Annotated in this window: 14 protein-coding genes; 7 read left to right on the top strand and 7 right to left on the bottom strand. The window is 72.7% G+C overall.

Annotated features, from left to right (window positions below):
- Positions 1-117: 117 nt before the first annotated feature.
- From GPA04_RS09065 to GPA04_RS09055, 3 genes are read left to right on the top strand one after another with little or no spacing between them, the layout of a single operon-like run.
- The gene (locus GPA04_RS09065; protein ID WP_156223753.1) at positions 118-780 is read left to right on the top strand and encodes a hypothetical protein; all 663 of its coding nucleotides are present in this window, start codon (positions 118-120) and stop codon (positions 778-780) included.
- Positions 780-1,361, top strand: coding sequence for a hypothetical protein (locus tag GPA04_RS09060; protein ID WP_156223752.1), 582 nt, complete (start codon positions 780-782; stop codon positions 1,359-1,361). The genes GPA04_RS09065 and GPA04_RS09060 overlap by 1 nt, the downstream gene beginning before the upstream one ends.
- A complete protein-coding gene (locus GPA04_RS09055; protein WP_156223751.1) occupies positions 1,358-2,083 on the top strand; it encodes a hypothetical protein in 726 nt (241 codons plus the stop codon). The genes GPA04_RS09060 and GPA04_RS09055 overlap by 4 nt, the downstream gene beginning before the upstream one ends.
- On the opposite strand, the gene GPA04_RS09050 is transcribed toward GPA04_RS09055, so the two are convergent.
- Together GPA04_RS09050 and GPA04_RS09045 are read right to left on the bottom strand one after the other, a co-directional pair.
- Positions 2,059-3,384 (bottom strand): hypothetical protein, encoded by a 1,326-nt coding sequence (locus GPA04_RS09050; RefSeq protein ID WP_156223750.1) that lies wholly within the window; start codon positions 3,382-3,384, stop codon positions 2,059-2,061. The two genes, GPA04_RS09055 and GPA04_RS09050, sit on opposite strands and share 25 nt — an antisense overlap.
- Before the next feature lie 31 nt (positions 3,385-3,415).
- Complete coding sequence (locus GPA04_RS09045; protein WP_156223749.1) at positions 3,416-4,363, bottom strand: alpha/beta hydrolase; 948 nt, start codon at positions 4,361-4,363, stop codon at positions 3,416-3,418.
- Between the two features lie 96 nt (positions 4,364-4,459).
- Here GPA04_RS09045 and GPA04_RS09040 point away from each other — a divergent pair, with 96 nt between their 5' ends.
- Positions 4,460-6,166, top strand: coding sequence for an ABC transporter permease family protein (locus GPA04_RS09040; RefSeq protein ID WP_156223748.1), 1,707 nt, complete (start codon positions 4,460-4,462; stop codon positions 6,164-6,166).
- Here GPA04_RS09040 and fgd read toward each other — a convergent pair.
- A complete protein-coding gene (fgd, locus tag GPA04_RS09035; protein WP_156223747.1) occupies positions 6,163-7,170 on the bottom strand; it encodes a glucose-6-phosphate dehydrogenase (coenzyme-F420) in 1,008 nt (335 codons plus the stop codon). The two genes, GPA04_RS09040 and fgd, sit on opposite strands and share 4 nt — an antisense overlap.
- 427 nt (positions 7,171-7,597) lie before the next feature.
- Between fgd and GPA04_RS09030 the strand changes: the two genes are divergently transcribed.
- The 3 genes from GPA04_RS09030 to GPA04_RS09020 all read left to right on the top strand — a co-directional run bounded on the left by GPA04_RS09030 (position 7,598) and on the right by GPA04_RS09020 (position 13,134).
- The gene (locus tag GPA04_RS09030) at positions 7,598-10,540 is read left to right on the top strand and encodes a helix-turn-helix transcriptional regulator (RefSeq protein WP_162458565.1); all 2,943 of its coding nucleotides are present in this window, start codon (positions 7,598-7,600) and stop codon (positions 10,538-10,540) included.
- Between the two features lie 272 nt (positions 10,541-10,812).
- Complete coding sequence (locus tag GPA04_RS09025) at positions 10,813-11,652, top strand: TIGR03560 family F420-dependent LLM class oxidoreductase (RefSeq protein WP_156223745.1); 840 nt, start codon at positions 10,813-10,815, stop codon at positions 11,650-11,652.
- 21 nt (positions 11,653-11,673) lie between these two features.
- The gene (locus tag GPA04_RS09020) at positions 11,674-13,134 is read left to right on the top strand and encodes a hypothetical protein (RefSeq protein WP_156223744.1); all 1,461 of its coding nucleotides are present in this window, start codon (positions 11,674-11,676) and stop codon (positions 13,132-13,134) included.
- On the opposite strand, the gene GPA04_RS09015 is transcribed toward GPA04_RS09020, so the two are convergent.
- The 4 genes from GPA04_RS09015 to GPA04_RS09000 are packed head-to-tail and all read right to left on the bottom strand — an operon-like array spanning position 13,026 to position 15,623.
- Positions 13,026-13,703 (bottom strand): hypothetical protein, encoded by a 678-nt coding sequence (locus GPA04_RS09015; RefSeq protein ID WP_156223743.1) that lies wholly within the window; start codon positions 13,701-13,703, stop codon positions 13,026-13,028. The genes GPA04_RS09020 and GPA04_RS09015 overlap by 109 nt on opposite strands.
- Complete coding sequence (locus tag GPA04_RS09010; protein ID WP_156223742.1) at positions 13,700-14,260, bottom strand: hypothetical protein; 561 nt, start codon at positions 14,258-14,260, stop codon at positions 13,700-13,702. The genes GPA04_RS09015 and GPA04_RS09010 overlap by 4 nt, the downstream gene beginning before the upstream one ends.
- The gene (locus tag GPA04_RS09005) at positions 14,257-14,895 is read right to left on the bottom strand and encodes a hypothetical protein (protein WP_156223741.1); all 639 of its coding nucleotides are present in this window, start codon (positions 14,893-14,895) and stop codon (positions 14,257-14,259) included. The genes GPA04_RS09010 and GPA04_RS09005 overlap by 4 nt, the downstream gene beginning before the upstream one ends.
- On the bottom strand, positions 14,892-15,623 hold the full coding sequence (locus GPA04_RS09000) for a hypothetical protein (RefSeq protein ID WP_241680685.1): 732 nt from the start codon (positions 15,621-15,623) through the stop codon (positions 14,892-14,894). The genes GPA04_RS09005 and GPA04_RS09000 overlap by 4 nt, the downstream gene beginning before the upstream one ends.
- Positions 15,624-15,756 lie beyond the last annotated feature (133 nt).

Here is a 15,756-nt window from a genome sequence, read left to right as displayed (position 1 = left end):
GCCTGTTGCTGCGCCGATGATAGGCGCCCTGTCGCCAGGCCGGCGCGAACGGGCGGGGAGGGCTGCCCACGAGGCGAGGCGTGGCTCGATCGCGGGAGAGGTGGGTAGCCTGCGGGCGTGAGCATGGAGGCGGGGGCGATCACGGTACGCACCGTGCTGGCGCTGCTGCTCGCCACATGGCCGAGGCGGCTCGTGCTCGGTGGTTTGCTGCTGGTGCCGGTGGTCGTGGGGGCGCTGGGCGGGTTCGGCACCGCGGAGCCGCGCACGTTCGACGTGGCGCCCGGCCAGGACGTCGACCTCGGGCCGATGGTCGTGCGCCCGATCGCGTTCTTCGTCTCGGACGAGACGCAGCGGACCACGTTGGAGATCACCGACGGCGCCGAGGCGTGGCTCGGGGTCGTCGTCGAGGTCGAGAACCACACCGAGGAGGCCATCACCCTCACCTTCCCGGGACCGGCCAGCGACGCGCTGGCACCCCAGCTGCCCGCAGGCACCCTGGTCACGGGGGCGTCGGTCGCGAAGGAGGCGTACCGGGTCGACGACGGAACCATGGGGTCCGTTGCGCTGCCCGGTGTGCGGACCCAGGTGGCGTTGCTGTGGCCGATCACCGACGCCGACGCCGTGCCTGACGTGCTCCCCGCGTCGATGACCGAGTCGCTGTGGACGTTCGGCCCGATGTCGAACGAGCACCAGTGGATGTCTCTGGGTGACGTGTGGCACGTCGAGCTGCCGCGCACCGAGCTGCCGCCGGCGCTGTTCGAGCCGGAGGAGGACCTCTGATGCGACGGCGCTGGATGATCGTCGGGCTCGCCGCGCTCGCGGTCGTGCTCGGCATCGCCACCAACGTGGCCGACGCACGGCTGCTCCCGTACGGGCCGACGTCCTCGACCGGCGCGATCGGGGAGGACGCCGGCGCGTATCCGTTCACGGTCCACGTCAGCCAGGCGCAGGCGGCGCACACGGTCCTCGTGTGCTGCCGCTTCGAGACGCCGCCACCGACGGGGACCGACGGCGTCTGGGTCGTCGTGACGCTGTCCTACGCGACCGCCGATCGCCCCCGCGGCGCCTCGGGTACCGGTCTGGTGCTGCGATCGGCGGACGGGCGGGAGTTCCCGGTGTCCAACCGCACGGGCTCGGGCGGCTGGCTGGCCGGTCCCGACATCTGGGTCCGCGGTGATCTCGCCTTCGAGGTCGCCCCCGACGCACTGGAGGGCCTCACGCTGGTCTTCGACCCCGGGATCCAGCTCTACGGCCCGATGCCCACGCAGTACGCCCGGATCCCTCTCGATCTCGATCCCGGCGCGGTGCTCGACGTGATCGAGCTGTCCGAGGAGCAGATCCTCGGGGCGGGGGAGAGATGAGCGAACCGCCGCAGGAGCAACCGCGGCCCGAGGCCGAGATCGACACGCCGCCGCGCGGTTTGCCTCAGCCCGAGCCTGCCGCCCAGCCCCCAGTCCCGGCGGCCGACTCCGGCGCCGCACCCGGGCCGGGTGCAGGCGCCGCGCCGGTCTGGGGAGCCGGGCCACCGGCACCACCGACGCCGCAGCGACGCCGCGCCTCCACCGTGCACGTGCTGCAGGTGATCGCCCTCGTCGTCGGGCTGGTCGGCACCGGGTGGATCTCGAGCGAGCACTTCCGCACCGTGTGGCTGGGGTCCGAGCGGGACGAGCCGGTGGCCGTCGACGGAGCGGGCGCGGCCACCCACGAGGGGTTGACCGTCTCGCTCGTCGAGGCTACGGACCTCGGCGCGACACCCTCGCTGCCCGGGACCGACTGGCAGCCGCCGTCGGGGTTCCACGCCTGGCGGGTGGTGCTCGACGCGGAGTCGACCAACCCCGATCTCTTCGCCTGCGACGTCGCACTGGTTGACGGCGGCGGCCGGCACTTCGTGGCCAACCTCTTCGTGGACAGCTTCGTCGACGGGTTCGAGTGGACCTTCTCCTGCGGCGTGCCCGAGCCGGATGACGACGTCCCCGCGCAGCAGGCGCTGCTGGTGCTGGTACCTGCGGACGCCGAGCCGACCGCGGTGGAGATCACCAGCACCGGGTTCAGCTCGGGCTACATCGAGCTCGAGATCGACTGAGGAAGACGCAGCTGCGACTGCGCGCCGAACCGCGTCAGCAGCGCGTCGGCGAAAGCGGCCAGCAGCGGCGCGGTCACGCACAGCACGAGGATCTGGGACACCGCCTGCATCGGGCCGTAGAGCGCGAGCCAGTCCACGTAGTCGAACCGGGTGAGCAGCGAGCGCGGGATGTCCCACAGCAGGTACGGCAACCATGTGGTGGCCGCGGTGTACACGAGGCAGAACACCAGCACCGGCACGAAGCGGGAGCGCAGGATCATCGCGACGCCGCCGAGCAGCGCCCCGAAGTGGCCCTCGGTGTCCGCGATCCGGCGCCACGCGAGGCTGATGACCGCGGGGCTGACGCGCTGCGTGACCTTCTTCAGCCGCGACTGCCGCTGCATCGCCGTGACGACCTCGTCCTCGGAGATGCCCTCGGCGGCGGACAACCCGTAGATCACGACGCCGATGGTCAACCAGGCGAGCGGGGTCACGAGACCGGTCACCACGCCGTCGAGCACGGTCCCGACGACGGTGGCCAGCCACGCTCCGACGTCACCGAAGGTGGGGAACGAGACCGTGACGGACTGCCACCAGTCGTCGAGCGAGCGGCCCAGCCGGCGCTGCTGCCACCAGTCGTGCAGGCCCTTCACGGTGGTGTTGACGACCACGGCGCCGATGACGATCCAGACGATCTCGGCGTACCCGACCAGGGAGCGCAACGTCACCCGCAGCCCGCGCCTAGCGCCCGAGCCCTGCCAGAGGGAGTCGCGGGCGGCGATCCGGGCACCGAGCGCCCGCAGCAGGAACGCGACCACCACGACGGCGAGCAGGAGCGGGTCGCCGGCGTCCGGGACCAGGGCGTCGAAGGCGCCGGGCTCGACGCCGTCGATGCCCCACTGCGCCTCCTGGACCTGGGTGAAGCCGCCGTACAGGAACTCGCTGAGGTCGTCGCTGAAGTCGCCCTGGCTCTCGTAGACGACCAGGAACGGGATCAGCACGCTGCCGATCGCCGCGACGAACGCCGCGAACCCGCCGCTCGCACCCTGACGGCGCCGCAGCACCAGCAGCATCAGCACGATCGCGACCACCGGGACCAACGGGACCAGGGAGAACACCAGCAGCCCCGGGAGGGCACCGGCGCGGTAGGCGAGCAACGCGAGCCGCATCACGAGATCGTGCGCCACGTAGGCGCAGGCGGCGATCGCGACCAGCTGCCACCAGTGCGCCGCAAGCAGCCGCCACGCGGTGCCCAGCAGCCCGAGGCCGAGCAGCTGCGACCAGCGCTCCTGCTCGGGCTGTGCCTCGACGGTCTGCGTCATCGCTGGTCACTGTAGGGGAGGCCGACCGGCCTCAGGGGAGCACCCGCTCCAACCATCCGAACAGCAGCGCGCTGTAGCGCTCGCGGACCGCCCGCTCCGACAGCGTCAGGTCGTGCCGCCCGCCCGGCACGCGCAGCACCCGCACGCGAGGACCGAGCAGCGGGGCGCGCTTCCACATGTGCTCGACGTCGAGCACGACGTCGGAGCCGGCCAGGTCCTGCGCGGTCGGCTTCTTCCGGTCGCCGCTGCGCCCCGATGTCGCCACCAGCACCGGCACCACGATCGCGAGGCCCTTCACGAGCCGGGCGTGGCCACGCCGGATCGCGCGCACCCAGCCGGCCAGCGCCGGGAAGCCGTCGTGCGGTTTCCAGGAGAGCTGGTAGTCCCACTCGCCTCCGGACCCCACGTGCAGCGAGCGGCCGTACGGCTCCTCGATGCGCGAGATCAGGGTGTCCGGATGGGTGACGCCCAGCCGATCGATCACGCGGGTGGTGATCACGCGGTCGAACCACGTGGCGTTGAGGTCGAACCAGGGGCTGTTGAGCACGAGCGCATCGACCGCGCCCGGGTGGTCGTGGGCGTACAGCACGGCGATGAGGCCGCCCGTCGAGTGCCCGTCGAGCACCACGACCTCGTGGCCCTGCGCGCGCACGAACGCCAGCGCGGCGTCGATCTCGATGTCGTAGTCACGCAGATCGGTGATCCAGTTCGGTGTGCGACCCGGGCGGATCGACCGGCCGTAGTCGCGCAGGTCGAGCGCGTACACGTCGTAGCCGTTGTCCGCCCACTCCTGCGCGTGGTGCTCCTGGAAGAAGTAGTCGGCGAACCCGTGCAGGTAGAGCATCGCCCGCGCGCGGCCTCCGGCGTCGGCGCGGTGCACGAGCGTGGCCACGCCCGGTCCGCTCGCATCGGTCAGGTCCAGGGTGCGAGCCACCCAGTCGCCACCGAGGACATCGGGCTGAGGTTCGCTCCACGTCATCGGTCCATCCTCGCCCATCGGCCGCATGGGCAGCGGTGACCTGTGCCGGCTCGTGCCCTTCTGCTTAGGTGGGCCGGTCGAGGAGAGGGAGACACCATGACGATGCCACCCACCGGCCCCGGTCCGTACCAGCCCGACGGCGGCGCACAGCAACCCGGGCCAGGCGGCTACCAGGCCGAGCCCGGCGGCTACGAGGCCGCGGCTGGGCCGTACGGGGGCCATCCGTACCCGCAACCAGGTGACCCGAGCTACGCGAGCCCCGCGCCGCCGTCGAACACCCGGACGGTGGGATGGGTGGGGGTGGCGGCGCTGTACGCGCTCGTGGTCTGGCAGCTCGTGATCCCCACGGTGTCGACCCTGGTGGAGAGCACACGCAGCGGGAACCCGATCGGCGCCGACGCCGATCCGGTCGGCCTGCAGAACTGGTCGGACGTGCTGCCCCAGCTGGGACCCGCGCTCGGGTTCGCCATCGTCGCGGTCCTGCCGGTCACCGTGGTCGCGGCGGTGCTGGGGTTCGTCATCGGGGGTGCGATGACGCCGCAGCAGCAGCATGCCCGTGCGGTGCGGGTGGTCGTCGGCGTGCTGGCGGCCCTGTTCGTGCCGCTGGGGATCGGGCTGTCCCGGTTCGTGGCCGGTGACGGGTTCGGCTCTGCCGCGCAGGCGCAGACCTTCGTCGTCGTGGTCGTCACGCTCGCGGCGCTCCCGCTGCTGACGGCCGCCTTCGCCACCGCGTTCGCCGTGGCGCTGGCTGGCCGCGCGCCCGGGCGCGGGGTCGCAGCGGTGCTGCTGGTCGGTGTCACCGGCGCGCTGGCGCTGGGTCCGCAGCTGTTCGAGCTCCCGTTCGTCTTCGGCCGCAGCGGCGCCGACAGCGGCTCGCAGTCTCCGACTCAGCTGATCTACCAGCTGGGCTTCATCATGTTCGACTTCGGACGCGGGGCCGCGGTCGCCGGGTTCCTGCTGCTCCTCGCCGGCGTCCTGGGCATCGTGGCGGTCCTTGCGCTGCTGCTGGTCGGGGCGCGGCTCGGCGTCCGGGAGGATGTCGGTCCGCCGTCCGGGTCGAGCGGGCGCGGTGTGGTCGGAGCGGTGATCGCCGGTGTGGTGCTGCTCGCCGCCGTGGTGCTGCTCCTGCCCGTGCTCGCCGGCGGGTTCGCTGCGGCACCCGGCGGGCAGGTCTCACCGATTCGGGTCGGCCTCGCCACGTGGGTACCGGCGGCGATCGCCACCGTGCTGCAGGTGGGTGTGGCGGTGCTGGGTGGGGCTGCGATCGGCTGGTGCCGGCCTGCCGGGCGGCGAAGCCTGTGGTTGCTGCTCCCGCTCGCGCCGTGGCTCTTCGTCGGGCCGGCGCCGCTGATGCTCGCGCGCTACCTGGAGCAGCGCGAGATGGGCATCCTCGACACCTGGGTCGGTCGGATCCCCGGACCCACCGTCGTCGTCGGGGCGGTCGTGGTCATGGCGATGCTGTTCGCCGGGATGCGAGAGCGGACGGGACGCACCGACCGCCGGGTGGTCGGCGCCGCCGCTGCCGGGGCGGCGGGGGTGCTGCTGATCACGCAGGCGCAGTCGTTGCTGCCCTCGTTGATCGTCAGCTCCGGCGGCGACACCGCCACCGCGCCGGTGACGCTCGTGCGTCTCGTCGGGTCCATGGGCTTCCACAACGAGGACAGCAGCTGGCTGCTGGGTCTGCTCTACCCGCTGCCGATGCTGCTGCTGGTGGCCGCGCTCGGTGTGCTCGCGCAGCTCGGGCTGCGGCGGGTGGAGCTGCAGACGCCCCACCAGCCGCAGCCGCCTGAGCAGCGCTTCTAGCCGCGCAGGCGCGGCGCGAGGTCCCGCTCGAACAGCTCCATCGCGCGGCGCTGGTCGTGACCGGGGAAGTGGAACACGAGGTGGTTGAGGCCCCAGTCGATGTACTGGCGGACCTGGGCCACCACCTCGTCGGGGTCGGATCCCACGATCCAGCGTGAGGCGATCTGCTCGATCGGGAGGGCGTCGGCGGCGTGCTCCATCTCGACCGGGTCGGTGATGTCGTGCTTCTGCTCCTTCGACAGCGCCAGCGGCGCCCAGAAGCGGGTGTTCTCCAGCGCGAGGTCACCGTCGGTGTCGTAGGAGAGCTTGATCTCGATCATCCGGTCGATCTGCTCCACGTCCCGCTCGGCCTTCTCCGCGCCCTCCTTCAGGGCCGGGATGAGCTGCTCGGAGTACAGCTCGGCGCCCTTGCCCGAGGTGCAGATGAAGCCATCCGCGGCGCGGCCGGCGTAGCGAGCGACCACCGGGCCGCCGGCGGCGACGTAGACCGGCACGCCGCCGGTGGGGCGGTCGTAGATCGAGGCGTCGACCGTCTTGTAGTACTCGCCGTCGAAGCTCACCCGGTCCTGGGTCCACAGCGCGCGCATCAGGTCCACCGACTCGCGCAGGCGCGCGAACCGCTCCTTGAACGCGGGCCACTCGCCGGTCCAGCCGGAGGCGATCTCGTTGAGCGCCTCGCCCGAACCCACGCCCAGGAAGATCCGGCCGGGGTAGAGCACCCCCATGGTCGCGAACGCCTGCGCGATCACGGCAGGGTTGTACCGGAACGTCGGGGTCATCACGCTCGTGCCGAGCTGGATCGTGCTCGTGCGCTCACCGACCGCCGCCAGCCAGGTGAGCGAGAACGGCGCGTGGCCGCCCTCGTGCCGCCACGGCTGGAAGTGGTCGGACACCGTGGCCGACTCGAACCCCCGCTGCTCGGCCACCACCGCGAGCTCGACGAGCTCGCGTGGGTCGAACTGCTCCGCCGATGCCTTGTAACCGAGCCGAAGTGGAAGCGTCATGACCCGATCCTTCCACCTTCGCCACCCCGATCGGTACCCGACCCCTTACCCCGACGAGCCGCCGTCGAGGTGGGGTAAGGGGTCCTCAGAGACAACCGTGCGCGGAATTCCCATAGCCCCGAGGTGGCCCTCACCGACAGAGTGGAGGCACATCACAAGGAAGGGACGGCCATGGAACCGCAGTTCTATGCATCTGAGAACGAGTATCGACGCGAGCAGCTTCGCGACGTCCGGCGCGCACAGGCGCTCCGGAAGGTCGCACGCCTTCGGGCACTGCTGCTGCAGCGACGAGCTGAGCGAGCGGCCCGCGAGAGCATCATCCGCGCGGCATGAACGCCCGGCGAGCCAGGGCGTGCGTCCCTGGCGGTACCGACCCGACGGCCCGGTGGTTGCGAAACCACCGGGCCGTTGGCATTTCCACCGGGCGATGACGGCGCTCGCCACAGCAGCGGTGTCGCTGCTGCGTGAGACGATGCCGGACGTGGCGACGCCTGCCCTCACCGCCCCGCTGATCGGTCGCGAGTCCGAGATCGGTGCGCTGCGCGATGCCTGGACGCAAGCCGATGACGGCGAGGCCGCTGCGGTCGTCCTCGCCGGTGATGCCGGCATCGGCAAGACCCGACTGGTCACCGAGATCTCCGCCGAGGTGCAGGCCCAGGGCGGGGTCGTGCTGCTCGGCCACTGCCTCGGGCTCGGTCAGGCGGCGCCCCCCTTCCTGCCCATCCTCGAGATCATCTCCCAGCTGCACGCGGCCACCGAGGACACCGAGATCGTCGAGAGCACCGAGAGGCTGCTGCGGGCCGATGTCGCCGGTGACCAGGTGCGGCTGTTCGACGGCGTTCTCGCCCTCCTGGTGCGCGCCGCCCGCTCGGCGCCGGTGCTGGTGGTGATCGAGGACCTCCACTGGAGCGACCCCTCCACCCGCGACCTGCTGCTGTTCCTGCTCTCGCGGCTCGGCAGCAGCCGCATCCTCGTGCTGCTCACCTACCGTTCCGATGACCTGAACCGCCAGCACCCGCTGCGCCCCTGGCTCGCCAGCGTGGCCCGCATGCGGGGGGTGCGCCGGGTCGACGTCGAGCCGTGGGGACCCGAGGCCGCCCGCGCCTTCGCGCGTGCGCTGCTGCCCGAGGGGCAGGCCGATGACGAGCTGGTGGCCGATGTCGCGACGCGCTCGGAGGGCAACGCCTTCTTCGCCGAGGAGCTGATGAGCGCGGCCAGCGGTGGCGCCGCCGAGCTCAGCGACGTGCTCACCTCCGTGCTGCTGGACCGGATCGAGCGGCTGTCGTCGGCGGCGCAGCGCGTCGTCCGGGCGGCGGCGATCGTGGGCCAGCGCGACCTGTGGGCCTCCTCCTTGGAAGGGCTGGTCGCGACCGACGTGGTGGGGCTCGCACCGGCGGAGATCGAGTCCGCGCTGCGCGAGTGCGTGCAGTCCCACGTGCTCGTGGTGGCGCACGACGGGGCCTACGCCTTCCGTCACGCGCTGCTGCGGGAGGCCCTGCTCGCCGACATGCTGCCCGGGGAGAGCGCCCGCCTCCACGGCGCCTACGTCGCGGTGCTCGAGGCCGAGCAACCCTCGGGCTGGCAGGCGGCGATCGCCTTCCACGCCACCCGGGCCGGTGACCTCCCGCGCGCGCTGAGGGCTCGGCTCGAGGCCAGCGCGGTCGCCGGGGAGTTCGCCGCGCACAGCGACGCGCTCGCGCACGTGGAGAAGGCGCTCGCGCTCTGGCCCGCGGTCACCGACCCCGAGGCGGTCACCGGCGTCGACGAGCTCACGCTGCTGCTGCGCGCCTGCGACGAGGCCACCGCCGCCGCACGCACCGATCGGGCGCTGTCGTACGCACGAGCCGCGGTGGAGATGGCCACCGCGACGGGAGCCGTGCTGCAGCAGGCGGGTGCCCGGCGCCGGATCGCGAAGCTGCTCTACAACTCCGGTGAGTGGCGGGAGGCGGAACGGCAGATCGCGCTCGCCTGGGCGCTGCTGGAGAACGAGCCCTCGACGGCGGAGCGCGCCTGGGTGATGTCGACGATGTCCTACGGCGAGATCACCCCCGAGCGTCGTGACCTCGCCGAGCGGGCGATCGCCGAGGCCAGGGCGGTGGGTGCGCAGGGCGCCGAGGCGGATGCGCTGATCTCGTTGGCGTTCCTGCTGCAGCACGAGGGCGATGTCGACGGCGCGATGGAACGGCTGCAGGAGGCGCGGCGCAAGGCCCGGGAGGGCGGAGCCGACGACACCGAGCTCCGCGCCTTCTTCAACATGGCGATCCTGCGGTACGACCACGACCGCATCCCCGAGGCGGTCGAGATCGCCCAGGAGGGCATCGCCGTCGCCGCCAAGCACGGCCGCAGCTGGTCGGGCTACGGCCGCGAGCTCACCTGGCTGCTGTGCCTCGTGGACATCGCCCGCGGCGCCTTCACCGAGGTGATGACCCGCACCACGGCGGCCCTGGAGGCGGTGCCGGCCGGTGAGCGTGAGCTCGTGCTGTCCACCCGCGTGCTCGCGGCGTCATGGTTGGGCGACTGGAAGCTGCTCGATGCCGACGTCGCGGCCCTGGGCACGGCCGAGCAGATCGCGGGTGCCGTCCTCACCGGTCGCGTGAGCGAGGCCATGGCGGGCCACGGCATCGTCAACTCCTGGTTGTGGCGCGGCCGCCCCGATCTGGTCGAGCAGGCGCTGACCGCAGCGCTGGCCAGGCCCGAGTACCCCGACGACCTCGCCGAGATCCGCATCGGCGCCGCGCTCCTCGCCGCCCGCGCCGACGCGCTGGGTCACGGCGCACCCCAGAGCCCCGACCCCGGCTGGTCCACCGAGGAGATCCTCCAGCGTGTCGAGCGGGTCGCCCAGGTGGGGGTGCCGCGCGGCAACCAGCTCGGCGCCGAGGGACGGATGTGGCTCGCGCGCGCACGTGCCGAGGCAGCCCGCGCTCGGGGCGAGAACGACCCGGGGCTGTGGCGGGCCGTCGTCGAGGTCGCCGAGTACGGCGAGCGGCCGCACGAGGCGCTGGCCCGGTGGCGTCTGGGGGAGGCCTTGCTCACCGCGGGCGATCGCACCGGGGGCGATGAGCTGATCCGGGCGCACGCGCTCGCCACGGAGATGGCGGCAGCCCCGCTGTCGGCGGCGGTCGAGGCCGCGTGCCGGAGGTTCAAGATCACCCTGCCCGGCAGCCGCCGCATCGGCACCGACCTGCTGACGCCGCGCGAGCGTTCGGTGCTGGAACGGGTCGCCCGTGGCCTCACCAACCGGGCGGTCGGCGCAGAGCTGTTCATCTCGGAGAAGACCGTGAGCGTCCACCTGACCCGGGTGATGGCCAAGCTCGGCGCCACCTCCCGCACCGAGGCCGTCGCCCTGGCGATGTCCCGCGGCCTGATCTGACCTCGACCACCAGCGATTTCACCGCACTTTCGACCGGATCCCGATTTCAACGCACTTTCGACCGGCTCCAGATTTCAACGCACTTTCGGCGGCGCGTCGAAAGTGCGGTGAAACCCGGGGTGTGTCGAAAGTGCGGTGAAACCGGGGCGAGTCGAAAGTGCGGTGAAACCCGGGGTGCGTCGAAAGTGCGGTGAAACCGGGGCGTGAGACGGGGCTGCCGGACCAGGACGTCGTCGCAATAGCGTGGGCACACCACGAGAGGGAGCGATCGGATGACGCTGAAGTACGGGTTGAAGCTGAGCCAGCGGGCGAGCATGGCGGAGTACCGGGAGTTCTGGCAGCTCACCGAGGACGCGGGTTTCGACCACGCCTGGGTGATGGACCACTTCGCGAGCATCGACCACGACGAGGCCGGAGACATCTTCGAGGCCTGGACCATGCAGGCCGCGATGGCGGTGGCGACCTCGCGGGTCCGGATCGGTTGCATGGTGAGCGGCAACACCTATCGCCACCCCGCCGAGATCGCCAAGATGGCCGTGACCGTGGACCACCTCTCGGGCGGCCGCCTGGAGTTCGGCTTCGGCGCCGGCTGGAACGTCTACGAGCACGACGCGATGGGTCTGGAGCTCGGCGAGCCCGGCCCACGCCTGCGCCGCTTCGAGGAGGCCGTCCAGATCGTCAAGTCGCTCTGGACGAAGGAGCGGACCTCGTTCGCCGGTGAGCACTACACGATCACCGATCTGGTCGCCGAGCCCAAGCCCGTCCAGCAGCCCGTGCCGTTCTGGATCGGCGGCAGCGGTCGCCGCCGCACGCTGCGCATCGTCGCCCAGCACGCCGACGTGTGGAACTGGACCGGCTCGGACCTCGCGGAGTTCACCGACGCCTCGAACGTCCTCGACGGCCACTGCGAGAGCATCGGCCGGGACCCCGAGGAGATCCGCCGCTCGGTCCAGCTCCGGCTGCCCGACGGCCAGGACGCCAGCCTCGAGCTCGTCGCCGATGCCGTGCGCCGCGGCGCCACCGAGATCATCTTCATCGCGCGCACCCCCAACCCCATGGTCGACGGCGACCGGCTGGCCGCCATGCTTCCCCGGTTCCGCGACCTCGGGTGAGCCTCGCTACAGTGACGCCCGATGGTCGACGGCGAGACTGAGCAGCAGGGCCACGTGCCCGATCGTGGGGGTGCCTCCGAGGTCCCCACGGCTCCGCCGGCAGAGAAGCCGCCCTCCCGGCGGGCGCAGCGGGCGCCGGCCGACCCGCTCGGGCTGCAGGAGTCGGCGTCCCTGCTGCGCCGCACCGGCGCGCTGCTGGCCGAGCACTGGCTGCCGCTGCTCGCGATCGCCGCCGCCAGCCTCCTCGCACGCGAGCTGCTGGCCCGGTTGGCCGTCGCGGCCGGACTCGTCGGCGCCGTGCCCGGGTTCCTCGCGCTCGCGCTGGTGCCGCTGGCGAGCGTGGCCGCGCTCGTGGGGATGCTGCTGGTGGTGCGCAGCCGCGAGGCGAGGCGCTCCGACGCCTGGGGCGTGGTCGCCGCGACCGGCAGCGTGCTCGTGCCGTTCCTCGTCGTGTACGAGAGCCGGGGCGACCTGCGCGCCGACCTCCTCGCCTACGTCAGGGGAACGCTGTACGAGCAGCTCGGCGCCGACACGATCACGAGCGCGCTCCCGCAGATCGCCTCGTGGCTGGTGCTCGGCATCGTGGCGTCGGCGCTCCTGGTCCGGACCGTGGGCAGCCGGCTGGTCGGCAGCGACCGGTGGCGCTCGGCCGACGACCCGCGCCGCGGTGTCCTGCAGGTCGTCGTGGGCTACGCGGAAGCGGTCTGGGTAACCCTCGGCGCCTGGGTCCTCGCGGGCGTCCTCGGCGGGATCGGCGCCTGGTGGTCCGTGCGCACGGTCGCCCAAGGGGTCTTCGACGCCTGGGCCCGGGTCCGCGTCAGCCTCCCGAGCCTCGGCGCCGTCGGCGACTGGGTCACCAGCGCGCTGCCGGTGCTTGCCGATGCCGCGGTCACCGGTCTGGTGGTGCCGCTCTCGATGCTCACGATCGCCGTCATCGTCTACGGGCTGCAGGTCGTCGACACCGTGAGCCCGGACGAGGTCGTCGGCGCCGTCAAGCGCGGCCGCTGGACGGCGCTGAGCGACCGGGTGGGGGACGCGCCGCTGCGGCAGGCCTGGAGCAGGCTGTCCGACACCACCGGACGGTTCGGTGCGCTGGTCGGGGGCGCTGCCCTGGTGCTGCGGTCGGCCTTCGCGCCGGTGCTCGTCTACTGCGTGCTGTTCACGGTGGTCGCGCAGGCCGACGTCGTCGTCTGGTGGCTCGCCCGGCTCGTGCTCGGGTCGCGGGAGGAGCTGGTCTGGGCCGCCCTCTACGACCCCCTCAACGGGGTCGCCGAGATGATCACGCTCGTGCTGACCGTGGCCCTCACGGCCGTGTTCGCCGACCGGCTGCTGACCCGGTTCGGCGCGGTCGGTCAGCTGCGCCGGCGCCCGCGTCAGGAGCGCAGGGGCAGCTCCACGAAGGTCGCGGGCGGGAACTCCCGCGAGTCGATCCGCACCGAGACCGGCTCGGCACCGGTGGGCACCAGCACCAGCACCGACTGAGCGCCCGGCACCGGGTCCTCCTCGGGGTCGGAGGTGCCGCACATGAGCTCGGAGGTGTACGGGTCCCCGTTGGGGACCTCGCGTCCGGCGAGGAACTCCCGGCCCTGGGTGTCGAGCACCTCCACGGTGCAGCTGCGGTACAGCTCGACCTCGGTCGCCTCGACGTCGAAGGCGAGCACCAGGTACTCGAACCCTGCCGGCGGTTCGACGCCGTCGATCGTCGTGGCGGTGTCCGCGGCTGTCAGCCGCACGCTCAGGGTGTCCACGTCGGCCCATCCGTCGTCGCCGGGCTCGACCGCGACGTGCCTGCCGAACTCCCACCAGCCCTCGCGCGCGTTCTCGCTCGCGAACCACCCCCATCCCGCGAGGGAGCCCACGAGAGCGAGGACGGCGGCGGTGCTCGCCACGCGCCGTCGGGGCCCTCGCTCGTTCGCGAGTCCGCTGGGCGGCCCTGGGGGAGCCGACGACGGCGGCTCGCCCGCCCCGGGAGGAGCGGCCTGGGCGTGGGGTGGCGTGGGGTCGGGGTCGACGGCGCCGTAGGGGGCCGCGGGAGGCTGCGGCTCGGTCATCGCTCGCCCTCCGCCAGCAGGGTCTCGTACGTCAGGGTCAGCGGCGACGACTCGGTCGTCACCGTCAGCGGGACACGGACGACCGTCGAGGGGAGCTGCGCGTTGGGACGCTCCGGCCGGACCTCCAGGGTGAGGTCGGCGACCGCGTCGGCGGGCACCTCGAACAGCAGGCCGCCCCGGAACCAGATGTCCGGTCCGGCGAGCCAGGGGCTGCCCGCGGACCCGAACCCGCTGGGCTGGGTGAACTCGCGCCCGTCGGCGTCGATGAGCACGATCTCCTCGGGCGTGCGCCACGCGTCCTCGGTCGCGTAGGACACGTCGACGAGCACGAACAGGCCGGGGCTGGTCACCAGCTCGTCGTCGTCGAGGTGCGGCGAGGCGGTGGCCCCGTGCACGTGGACCTGGAAGCTCGCCGCCGCGACGTCGGTGGCGCTCTCACCCCGGACCACCGTGTGCCACCCGCTGGCGAGGTAGTTGCTGTCGACGGCGTTCGCTCCGCCACCCACCGCGACCGCGACGGCGGCCATCCCCGCCACGGCCCATCTCGCGCGCCTCACTCCTCCTCCTCGTCCTCGAGGATCGAGGCCGGGGCATCGCCGAGCGGGAGCGGCACGTCGTAGGAGTCGCCCGTGCTGCGCCACGTGGAGTACCCGGCCTCGATGCTCCACTCGGTCCACGCCGTGCGGTTCATCGTGAAGGTGAGCTCCGGTGGCGGGTCCTGCATGCCGGTGGTGCCCCACAGCAGCGCCACCTCGTAGGTCAGCCCGGGTTGCGCCTCGCCGACCGGCCGGGCGGTGTCGAGGCGGAGCGCCTCGTGCGGGTTCACGGAGCCGTCGTTCGGGACCGATGCCGGCAGCTCGAAGGTCTCGTCGCTGAAGGTGACGCTGATCGGCTCGGTTCCCTGGTTGGTGATCTGGACGACGGCGCCCACCCAGCGCTCGCCGTCGTCGAGCCCGTAGGCGTCCACCTGGTCCGAGACGAAGTAGTAGCGCGGCACCACGAGGTAGGCGCCGGTGTCGGTGACGACCTCGGGCTCGACCCCGCGGGGCGGCGGGTCGGCCTGCCGGAACCCGCCCGCGGCAGCCACGACCACGGGCACCAGCAGCAGCAGCGACGCCAGCACGCGCCGCGGCCAGGTGGCGAGCAGGAACGCGATCGCCGTCCGCGTCGTGATCCCCCCGGCCTCGCTCACCCCCGCAGGCTATCGGGGCCGGGCACGGCGCGGTTGACCGTGTCGGCATCCTCGGTCAAGGCGGTGTCGGCGGGCAGCGGCACGGCCTCGAGCGCGGGGTCGGCGCACAGGTCGGCGACGAGGGCCGCGCTGCCGGCCACCACCGTCGAGTCCCAGTCCACCTCGCTCACCAGCACCCACGCACGATCGGTGGGCCACACGAGGCTCGGCGAGTGCGCCGACGGGTCGAACCCGTGGGCCTCCGCCTCCCGGTCCCGCCACGGTGCAGCCAGCACCCAGTCGGGCGAGGTCAGCTCGGCGACGCCGCCGGTGAACAGCACGTGGTCGCGTCCCGGGAGGCGCAGCCGCGGTCCACGCGAGACGTCGTCGGGCAGGATCCCGGGCTGCCACCTGTCCCTCGCGAACGGGCTGCGGAACCGCTCCGGGACCAGGTGGGCCAGCAGACCACGGTGCCGGGCGTCGTCGGAGATGCTGCCGAACGCCCGCGAGGGTGTCGGCCCCATGGCTCCCACCAACCCACCCCAGCCCTCCCAGACGGCGAGATGGCCGCCGTCGGGCGTGCTGGTGTGCTGGGCGAGGTGACCGGCGACGGTGGCCAGCGCGGTGAGCTCGAGCTGGCCCAGCTCGGGCTGGGCGTAGCGCCACCCGGCGCGGTCGCGCGGGCCGTCCTCGTTCTCGACGACCACACCGGGGGCGACCAGCGCGCCCCACTGCGCGAGGGGATGCATCGTGGTCCCCGAACGCCGCGGCGGTCCGCTCCCACGAGACCTGCTCGCCGTCGATCTGCGGGCCGTCGGCCTGGAAGGCCGCCCACTCGGCGCGGTGCGCGGCGTACGGCAGCGGCGGCCACGGCTGCCCGAC

The sequence above is a fragment of the Pseudactinotalea suaedae genome, assembly GCF_009733815.1.
GTDB classification, from domain to species: Bacteria; Actinomycetota; Actinomycetes; order Actinomycetales; family Beutenbergiaceae; genus Pseudactinotalea; species Pseudactinotalea suaedae.
This window is presented reverse-complemented; position numbering and strand designations above follow the sequence as displayed.